The organism is Pedobacter psychrotolerans, assembly GCF_004340665.1.
Classification (GTDB): domain Bacteria; phylum Bacteroidota; class Bacteroidia; order Sphingobacteriales; family Sphingobacteriaceae; genus Pedobacter; species Pedobacter psychrotolerans.
The window spans coordinates 591,406-601,159 of the sequence record NZ_SLWO01000002.1 but is presented as its reverse complement, the minus strand read 5'-3'; the positions used below and the strand labels follow the sequence as shown (position 1 = coordinate 601,159).

The window sequence follows — 9,754 nt, the reverse complement described above, 5'->3', positions numbered from 1 at the left end:
ACCTAACCACCTAACCACCTAACCACCTAACCACCTAACCACCTAACCACCTAACCACCTAACCACCTAACCACCTAACCACCTAACCACCTAACCACCTAACCCTGATGAATAAACTCGTTTTCGCCACAAATAACCAGCATAAAACCGACGAAATCCGCTTGGCACTTGCCGGTCAGTATGAAGTTTTAAACTTGAGTGATATTGGCTGTACCGAAGATATTCCTGAAACTGCGGATACTTTTGAAGGTAACGCTACCTTGAAAAGTTCGTATGTGGTAGAAAACTTTCATTTAGATTGCTTTGCTGACGACAGCGGTTTAGAGATAGAAGCGTTGAATAATGAACCTGGTGTTTATTCTGCCCGTTATGGCGGGAGTAGAGATACGATAGAAAATATGCAGTTGGTTTTACAGAAGTTAAACGGAGAAACGAATCGGAATGCAAGATTTAAAACTGTTATTTCACTAATGCTTGCCGGGCAAAATCATATTTTTGAGGGAGTGATTGAAGGAACCATCAGAGAAAGTTTATCTGGTTCTAAAGGATTTGGTTATGATCCGATTTTTCAACCAAATGGTTATGACATTACCTTTGCTGAAATGGATATGGCTGAAAAAAATAAAATCAGCCATAGGGCTATTGCCTTAAAAAAGATGATGGAATTTTTGAAGGGTTAACCTACTAATTAGTGTCTCACCAACCTACCTAAGTTTTATCTCGTAAATTAATTAATACCATTCAATTTATAGGCATGAGTTTCGTTTAGTGAGACAGTTTAGTTGTTTGGAAGATTAATTATGTGTTGTATTATACGCTATGAGGGAAACTCCGCTCCTAATTTAGGAGGGGCAGGGGTGGTTATCCGTTAAATTTGGCAGTTTTTAAAATGGAAGGATTTTATAGCAGGAAAGATTGCTTCGTCGTTCCTCCTCGCAATGACGATAAATTTATAATCTATAGATTTTTAAGTAGCTTTTACATACCTACTATCTACTGGTTGGTGTCTCACCAACCAGCGTAAGTTTTATCTCGTAAATTAATTAATACCATTCAATTTATAGGCATGAGTTTCGTTTAGTGAGGCAGTTTATTTGTTTGGAAGATTAATTATGTGTTGTATTACGCTATGAGGGGAACTCCCCTCCTAATTTAGGAGGGGCAGGGGGTGGTTATCCTTTAATTTAGTGGTTTTCAAGATGGAAAGGTTTTATAGCAGGAAAGATTGCTTCGTCGTTCCTCCTCAGCAATGACGATAAATTTATAATCTATAGATTTTTAAGTAGCTTTTACCTTACCTACTGATTATCTACTGGTTGGTGTCTCACCAACCAACCTAAGTTTATCACTTAAATCTGCTAACAAGCATGATTTTTTCGTTTGGTAAGACACCAACAGATAAATGGAATCTTAAACCTACAATTTTTGAAGTGCCTTCTTTAAAGAGTCTGCTTTAGGCAAAATCGGTTTAATCCCAAAATTAGCCGTGTCTAATAGATTTCCGGCAGGTAAATTTTTATTAAGGTTTAAGTTTATACCAGTAATTTTTTTCACTGGCAGCGAAGGAGCCTTCGTTGTGATCATCGTTTTACTGCCAACTTTAGATTTAACCGGAGTAGTTACTTTTGGTTTAGCTTTAGGCTTTGCCCTTCCTGAAGATCCAATTGCATCTTTTTTATTCTTTGGACGCTCTTTGGGTTTCCATGAAAAACCTTTCAATACGTTATCTTTAGATATTTTACTTTCCGGATTTAAAGCACCCTCAACTCCTTTGATGTAGACAATATCTTCGATGTCGTTTTCATTATCCTTAAAAACAAACTTGATCCGGCTACTAAGCGTCTGGTTCATTTCCTTATATACCTTTGTACTATCATCCTGCGTGTAATAAATGCTTTCTGCATTACCATCCACATACATGGTTTTTAATTTGCCATTATTAAAAAAACCTGTCATTAACCTTCCTTTAATCTGGTTAAACCTTAATGAATCTTTGGGTGTATTTACTAAAAATGCATTTCTGATGGACTGTAGATTATTAAGTTTTTTGTTTTTAAACTGTACATAAATGGTATCGGCAATTTGTTGCGATCCTTCTGACCAGATTATCGGATTAACAAAACATCGTAAGGTAGAGTCAGCACTGGTGTAAAATAAACTGTCCGTTTTAGCTTGAATATTGGTTTTGTATATTTTAACACCATGATAAGCTTTTATAATTCTCGCCTGCACTGTATCGGCTGGGTTAAATTTAGTGGTGTCATTTTTAGCCATACCCGGTTTCAATGCCGAGAGTACATTTTTACCCAGTGCTTTAACATTGCTTTTATCGATTGTTTTGGCCAGGCTATCTGCTTTACCTATAGCCTTTTTATCAAGTAAATTACCTTTCTTAATGGCTTTTTGTGCTAAAGTGTCTGCCTTAATTTTCGGTAAGTTATTTACAATAGAATCTGCTTTTGCCTTTAATATATTCCCGTTTTTTAAACTGTCCACATTCAACTGCGGTAATTTTTTACCTAAAGAATCTATTGGAAGTTTCTCCGGTACGCTATTGTTTTGATCAGGGTTTTTAGGGTCACCTTTTGGTTTGTTTTTTGAGCCCATGTCGTTTTTAGCAGCCGGAAATCTTTTTTCTTTGTTATTTCGGTCAGTTTTATCAGTGGACGTTTTATCTTGAGGTGAAGTACCTTCTTTCGTGTCTTCTTCATCATCTTCACCAACTTCATTGTCTGATTTTATCGAAATTTTAGGAATTAGCTTCAAACTTTTCTTTAAAACCATTTGCGTTTCTAGCGTATCTGCTCCCATCCATAAACTATCAGGGCGCTTTTTACTTTTTACCATAATAGAATCTTCGGTGCCAATCCCCATATAAGCATTGCGGGTAACTAATGTTCGTTGATCGATTTTATAGTAATAGCCTAAATCGCCAAACATTTTCATTTTATCTTTAGTATCAGAAAAAACAATGTTTTTTACCGCCTTACCATAGCCTATCTTCCCAAAGTAATATAAACTATCACCCTTGAGTGATCTGGTACCTTGAGTATAAAGATTTTTTTTCCCAAAGTAGGCATCTTCAGTAGTGGTATTATAAGCGCCATTTTCGGTATATAAATTATCGTCTTTACCTTTTATATTGGTGGGGCCATAAAAATATGTCCATTTAGATTGGGTATTGTAACGCAGCGTATCAGATTTAATCGTTACCTGAGGCGTAACCACAACCACATTGTACCTGAAATAAGCATCATTACTGGTGCTGAAGTAGTACCCATTTTTACTGGTTAAGGTAACGTCCTGGTTGACGATCTTACCTCCGCTGGTGTAAGTTCCAATTTTGCTTAGGGTATTATAATCTAAAATATTAGTGGTTAAAACCGATTGAGGATCTACCATTCGCACATTTCCGGTTAAGTGGGCGTGCTTTTTATTTCCATCATATTCCAGTTGATCTGAATAAATATCGGTCGTAAGCTGATTAATGTGTACATTTTTATACGCCTCGAAATAATTTCGCTTGTTATAGAATATTGCACTGTCACAGGCTAACGTGGCATTATCCTGTTGGAAAACCGGATTTCTTAAATAAGTGATACTGTTTGTAACATCTACCCTAATTTTTGAATAAGAAACAATCTTAATCTGCTTTTGGCCGAAGAGAAAAAAAGGACTGATTAAAAGAAATAGTAAAACAAATATTTTTTGCACCCTACAAAGTTAGTTTTTTGTTCCGAACGTTCGGAATACCAGTTAAAATTAAATATTTTTGGTGGATGTTACCCTTATCACAATTTCAGGATTTTATTCAGCAACACGAGTTGTTTGCCAATGGTAACAAGATTCTTTTAGCCGTTAGTGGCGGCAAAGATTCTGTATTGATGTTGCATTTGTTTAAAGCAATAGGCATTAATATTGGGGTGGCGCATTGTAATTTTAATCTTCGGGCAGATGAAGCACAGCGAGATGAAAATTTTGTTAAAATTCTTGCTGAAACCCTTAATCTTCCGTTTCATATAACGCATTTTGATACTAAAAAATATGCTTTAGAAAATAAAATTTCTACGCAGATGGCTGCCCGTGATTTGCGTTATGACTGGTTTGAAGAGATCAGACTGGCCCATCAGTACGATTATATTGCCCTTGCCCAACATCAGAATGATGCTGTGGAAACGGTGCTGATAAACCTCATTCGGGGTACTGGAATTAGTGGTTTGCATGGCATCTTACCCAAAAGGGATAAACTAATCAGGCCGATACTATTTTTAAACCGCCAAGAAATTGAGGAAATCATCGATGAAGAAGGCATTTCTTTTGTGGAAGACAGCTCCAATTTAAGTACTCATTATACCCGGAATAAATTGCGTTTACAGGTAATTCCGCATCTACAGGAAATTAATCCAAACCTGGAAAAAACTTTCGCAGATAATATTGCCCGCTTTGCCGCAATTGAAAACTTTCTTGATTTGGAAGTGGCTAAACTGCGGGCGAAGATTATTATCAGAAAGACTGATGGCATTTATATTGCCTTGGATGAGATCGCAAAATTGAATCCTCAAAAACTTCTCTTATATGAGTTGCTTAAGCCTTATCATTTTACGGAGCATGTGGTAGAAGAAATTATAGCGGGGTTGACAGCTTTAAGCGGGACGCTTTTCTTTAGCTCTACACACCAGGCCATTATCAACAGAAGTCACCTGGTTATTGTAGAAAGAAACGCAGAGACTAGCTTAAATCAGTTTATCCATCCTTCTACCGATAAAATCAGTTTTGGCGATTATGATATATTACTGAGCTTCACGGATGAAATAAAATTTGAAATGAATCCGGCTAAGGCTTTTGTTAATGCCGATAAGCTGATTTTTCCTATGGTAGTGAGGCAGTGGCAGCATGGGGATAAGTTTATTCCGCTGGGTATGCGCATGGCTAAAAAGGTAAGCGATTTTTTTATTGACGAGAAAGTACCGCTGCATCTAAAGCATAGTACACCCATCCTAGTAAACGGTAACGGAGATATTGTTTGGATTGCGGGCATGCGACAGGATAATCGATATAAATTAACCGCTGCAACCAAAAAAGTTGCTATATTCGAACTCGAAAATTAATCAGTGGAAAGTAAATACGCTTATATCGAAAAACAATACATTGGTCGGGATTATGTTCGCATTTTCATCAGATTAATTATGGCAGCATTCTGTTTTGCAGCCTATGTTTATGAGCGTGACCGCGATAACACGCAAGATCTTTTCCTTGTGGTTGGTTTTGGAATCATTGGTGTTTCCATGTTGCTGCTCTTTCTGATTCAATACAAAATTATTGTAGATAATGGCAGTATGACCTTGGATGGTTTGTGGACAACTAAACGGGTGAAGATTGACTTAAATAGCATTGTAGATGTACGTAAGGCAACTTACAGCCGCTATTTTTTTAATAATCCAGTATATAATCTACACACTAAAGGTACTATACGTTTTTATTCGTCGGGTAAAGATGCTGTGGTGTTAACCGATCGTGACGGTTTAGAATATTTCATCGGTACCCAAAGACCAAACGAACTTTTCCTGGTGATTAAGGAAGAGATGAGAAATCTTAAATAAATAAGTTGAGGAATTATTTTCCCAAAATTCTATTATTTTCCACAGCCCTTTTTTAATTTATTGTTTTCCACGCTGCCATTCGTTACTTCATTTATGGTATTTGAATTGAATTATTGAAGGAGCATAGCAGAGGCATTTAGCCTGCTGCAAATTTAGCCGCAAATTGGCAGATTCATGAGCGAATTTAATATGAGTAATCACTTCAATGTAGATGATTATCCTTTTCAAGAAGAGTGTTATATAGTAATCGGTATAGCAATGGAAATTCATAGGATTTTAGGTAAAGGTTTTTCAGAAATCGTTTATAAGGATGCCTTTGAATATGAATTAACCTCCAGAGGCATTGGGTATGAAAGGGAAAAAAGATTTGTAGTTAATTATAAAGGCATTGTCCTTAAACATCAATTCTATGCCGATTTTGTAATTGATAATAAAATAATTCTTGAAATCAAATCCAGTAATGGAATCGTAGATGCTTATTATGCCCAGGTTTTGAATTATCTCACCATATCGAAGCTTAAAGTTGGGCTAATCATTAACTTCAATGATAAATCATTACAGTATAAACGCATTATAAAAACTAAATAAGTATATACTTTAGCTATTTATAATTTAAAATAAATTGCCAGATTCAACATACGCTATAATTTTTTTTAGAAAACGTAATCTGCGAATCTGCGGCCTAACTTTCCAAAGTTTTTATTGCAATATCCCGACACATATTATAGATTAAAATCGGCTACATTTGTGGCAACAACAACGCATTTATAAATGAAGATAGGAATTGTTTGCTACCCAACCTTTGGCGGTAGTGGAGTAGTTGCAACAGAGCTTGGAAAAGCACTTGCAAATGAAGGGCACCAGGTTCATTTTATCACATATAGCCAACCAGCCAGACTGGATTTTTTCTCCGCAAATTTATTTTATCACGAAGTTTCTGTCAGAAATTATCCTCTTTTTGATTACGCACCATATGAATCGGCGTTGGCCAGTAAACTGGTTGATGTAGTTCGTTTTGAACAATTGGATCTTTTGCACGTACATTATGCCATTCCACATGCTTCTGCGGCATTTATGGCGAAGCAGATTTTAGCAAGTTACGGCATTCATATTCCTGTTGTAACCACGCTCCACGGAACAGACATCACACTTGTCGGTAAAGACCCAACCTATAAGCCTGTAGTAACTTTTTCCATTAATCAGAGTGATGGGGTGACTACAGTTTCAGACGATTTAAAAGAAGATACTTATAACCATTTTGAAATTACAAAAGAGATTAAGGTAATCCCAAATTTTATCGATTTCAGCCGTTTTAGTTTACAGGCGAAAGATCATTTCAAAAAGGCGATTGCGCCAAACAATGAACGTATTTTAATTCATACCTCCAATTTTAGGAAAGTAAAACGTACATCTGACGTGATCAGAATTTTTGAAAAAGTACAGGCTGTAATTCCCTCGAAATTATTAATGGTTGGAGATGGCCCGGAACGCTCTTATGATGAGCAACTTTGCCGCAGTTTAAATATAGGGGAGAATGTTCGTTTCCTTGGCAAGCAAGATGCTGTTGAAGAAATCTTATCTGTATCCGATTTATTTCTAATGCCCTCAGAATCTGAGAGTTTCGGTTTGGCTGCTTTGGAAGCAATGGCCTGTAAAGTGCCTGCGATTACCACAAATGCTGGGGGTTTGCCAGAATTAAATGTCGATGGCTTCTGTGGCTACATGAGTAATGTTGGTGATGTTGACGCAATGGCAGCAAATGCAATATCTATTTTAAAAGATGATGCGACTTTAAAACAGTTTAAGGATAACGCATTTACCAGAGCACAGGATTTTGATCTAAAAAAGATTCTGCCATCTTATGTGGAGTTTTATAAAGAAGTTATAGAAAATTCATCACTGAATCATAAATAAATTTTATCGATAAAAGATTGTAAGTCGTTGGTGTACCAACGACTTTTTTTATGGGTATAAATTTCTGAAGCCATTAATCAAAAGATATATTCGATATAGGAATAAAATAATTTGATTAATATTCACTGTGTAAGATTCTTATAAAGAAATCATTACCAAATTAAACTTTCTCTAAATCAAATCATTATAAATCGTACCTTTGCGCCAAATGAAAAAGATAGTAGATTACAGAAAGCTTTTGAACGTAGATAAAACGGCCGAGCTTGCAGCGCTTAAGTCAGTTTACCGCACCCTGATGAAAGAGTATCATCCTGATAAATTCCAGGTTGAGGAAGAAAAATTGGCGGCAGAGGCAAGAAGTAAAGACATTATAGAAGCTTACCATTTCCTGGTTAGTATTGCACCAGAAACACGTGAGCAAAATATCGAGACTTATACACAAACGATTACAAATTCTAATATTTTAGATTTTGAGTACAAACAATCGGTTTTAAATATCCAGTTTTTTGACGGAAGTGCTTACGAATACTTTGATGTGCCAAGAGCGATTTACATCAAATTAGTAAATGCAGATTCTCCGGGTCGTTTTGCCCGTCGTCACATCTGTAACTCTTTTCCATATCGTAACGTAGTTAAAGTAGCAGAACCTGCTTAATATTATATAATAAAATATTTATTGAAGACTTGCTGTAAGGCAGGTCTTTTTTGTGACCCATCGGCTGGTGTCTCACCTGCCGAAATTTAACATATGGAGGATCTACGGTGATTATTTAAAGATTAATAAAGGTCCTGAATCAAGTTCAGGATGACGAGGTGGCTATAGCGATCGTTCATAAACAGCATTTTATAAATCTATTATTTACAAGGGTTTTAATACCTCAACTATGAATGTTCTTCCCACCCCTGAATCAAGTTCAGGATGATGGGATGGCTATAGCGATCGTTCATAGGCAGCATTTTATAAATCTATTATTTACAAGGATCTTAATACATCAACTATGAACGGTCGTCCTCCTGAACTTGATTCAGGATCTGTTTTAAGAAACCTATTTATCAAACACCAAACAAACCGGAGCACCTACATCAATCCTTTTTCCGCTATCTTTCAACTTGCCAGTTTTAACATCTCTATTGAAAATAACAACGTTATTGGTGTACTGATGGCCGACTAAAAGATATTTTCCACTTGGATCAATAGTGAAATTTCTAGGTCCTTTACCTAAAGTGCTCACGGTTTCGATAAATTTTAATTTTCCTGTTGGGAGAATAGAAAATACAGAAATGCTATTGGCATCACCTCTGTTGGTTTCGTATAAAAATTTTCCGTCTGCAGAAACATGAATATCAGCTGCATCTACTGCTCCTTTAAAATCATTTGGTGTAGTTCCAATTTCCTGGAGCTTAGCCAATTTGCCACTAGCATAGCTAAACGCCGTAATGCTACCGTTAAATTCATGAACCAGGTAAGCAAACTTTCCATTCGGACTAAAAACAATATGTCGTGGACCTGTGCCTGCATTGGTTTTAATAATCGATTTTTCAACAAGGGTTTTATCCTTTCCGGTTTGATTATAGCTGTAAATATAAGTCTGATCTTCGCCTAAATCATTTACCACTAAATATTGATGATCTGGTGTGAACTTAACCATGTGCACGTGTGCACTCTTTTGTCTGCCTTTAGGATCAATGCTTTTTCCAGTGTGTTGAATCACCTGAATAGCCTCGCTTAAAGATCCATCCGCATTGCGGGAAAATACAGCCAGACTCCCGCCAGAATAATTTGCCACTAAAACATTTTTAGCATCAACAGTGATGAAACACGGATCTGCTCCATGGCTATCTACTTTATTTATGAAAGTTAACGCCCCGGTTTTAGCATCATATTTAAATGCGCTAACTGCGCTTGTTTCACCAGTTTCATTTACGGCGTATGCATATTTTTTGTCTGGAGAAATAACCAAATAACTTGGGTTGGCGATGCCTTTTGTAACGACTTTTAATTTTGTATTCCCAGTGTTGGTGTCGAAATCGTAAGTGTAAATTCCTTCACTTTTACCTGGAGCGGTATAGGTGCCGATAACTAAATTATAGTGATTTTGCTGTGCAATTGCAATGGTTGATAATAATGACATTAAGAATATTCCGATATATTTTTTCATATTAAAATCTGCTTTAGCAACAAATATGAGAAAAATTTGTTGAGGCGATTCTTAAATTAATTTTAAGGAAACAAAAAAGGC

The 9,754-nt window shown here is 36.3% G+C and carries 8 protein-coding genes; 6 read left to right on the top strand and 2 right to left on the bottom strand.

Features of this window, described 5'->3' with window-relative positions; translation table 11 throughout:
* Positions 1 to 107: 107 nt before the first annotated feature.
* The gene (locus tag EV200_RS06205; RefSeq protein ID WP_132530202.1) at positions 108 to 680 is read left to right on the top strand and encodes a non-canonical purine NTP diphosphatase; all 573 of its coding nucleotides are present in this window, start codon (positions 108 to 110) and stop codon (positions 678 to 680) included.
* A 736-nt stretch (positions 681 to 1,416) separates the two neighbouring features.
* Here EV200_RS06205 and EV200_RS06200 read toward each other — a convergent pair.
* Complete coding sequence (locus EV200_RS06200; protein ID WP_132530200.1) at positions 1,417 to 3,714, bottom strand: OstA-like protein; 2,298 nt, start codon at positions 3,712 to 3,714, stop codon at positions 1,417 to 1,419.
* A 65-nt stretch (positions 3,715 to 3,779) separates the two neighbouring features.
* On the opposite strand from EV200_RS06200, the gene tilS reads away from it, so the two are divergent.
* The 5 genes from tilS (at position 3,780) to EV200_RS06175 (ending at position 8,169) form a co-directional block, all read left to right on the top strand.
* Positions 3,780 to 5,108: a tRNA lysidine(34) synthetase TilS gene (gene tilS / locus EV200_RS06195; RefSeq protein WP_132530198.1), complete on the top strand. Its 1,329-nt coding sequence runs from the start codon at positions 3,780 to 3,782 to the stop codon at positions 5,106 to 5,108.
* Between the two features lie 3 nt (positions 5,109 to 5,111).
* Positions 5,112 to 5,600, top strand: a complete 489-nt coding sequence (locus EV200_RS06190; RefSeq protein WP_132530196.1) for a hypothetical protein — start codon at positions 5,112 to 5,114, stop codon at positions 5,598 to 5,600.
* A gap of 174 nt (positions 5,601 to 5,774) precedes the next feature.
* The gene (locus tag EV200_RS06185; protein ID WP_208864514.1) at positions 5,775 to 6,188 is read left to right on the top strand and encodes a GxxExxY protein; all 414 of its coding nucleotides are present in this window, start codon (positions 5,775 to 5,777) and stop codon (positions 6,186 to 6,188) included.
* A 183-nt stretch (positions 6,189 to 6,371) separates the two neighbouring features.
* Positions 6,372 to 7,514 (top strand): N-acetyl-alpha-D-glucosaminyl L-malate synthase BshA, encoded by a 1,143-nt coding sequence (bshA, locus tag EV200_RS06180; RefSeq protein ID WP_132530194.1) that lies wholly within the window; start codon positions 6,372 to 6,374, stop codon positions 7,512 to 7,514.
* 208 nt (positions 7,515 to 7,722) lie between these two features.
* On the top strand, positions 7,723 to 8,169 hold the full coding sequence (locus EV200_RS06175; RefSeq protein WP_132530192.1) for a KTSC domain-containing protein: 447 nt from the start codon (positions 7,723 to 7,725) through the stop codon (positions 8,167 to 8,169).
* Positions 8,170 to 8,560: 391 nt separating this feature from the next.
* Here the strand turns inward: EV200_RS06175 and EV200_RS06170 are convergent, their stop codons facing one another.
* Positions 8,561 to 9,673, bottom strand: coding sequence for a lactonase family protein (locus EV200_RS06170; protein ID WP_132530190.1), 1,113 nt, complete (start codon positions 9,671 to 9,673; stop codon positions 8,561 to 8,563).
* Positions 9,674 to 9,754: the final 81 nt, after the last annotated feature.

Excerpts from the sequence above, each read along its gene's own strand:
- bshA (WP_132530194.1), top strand. The coding sequence starts at position 6,372 with ATGAAGATAGGAATTGTTTGCTACCCAACCTTTGGCGGTAGTGGAGTA.
- EV200_RS06205 (WP_132530202.1), top strand. The coding sequence starts at position 108 with ATGAATAAACTCGTTTTCGCCACAAATAACCAGCATAAAACCGACGAA.
- EV200_RS06170 (WP_132530190.1), bottom strand. The coding sequence starts at position 9,673 with ATGAAAAAATATATCGGAATATTCTTAATGTCATTATTATCAACCATT.
- EV200_RS06185 (WP_208864514.1), top strand. The coding sequence starts at position 5,775 with ATGAGCGAATTTAATATGAGTAATCACTTCAATGTAGATGATTATCCT.
- tilS (WP_132530198.1), top strand. The coding sequence starts at position 3,780 with ATGTTACCCTTATCACAATTTCAGGATTTTATTCAGCAACACGAGTTG.
- EV200_RS06175 (WP_132530192.1), top strand. The coding sequence starts at position 7,723 with ATGAAAAAGATAGTAGATTACAGAAAGCTTTTGAACGTAGATAAAACG.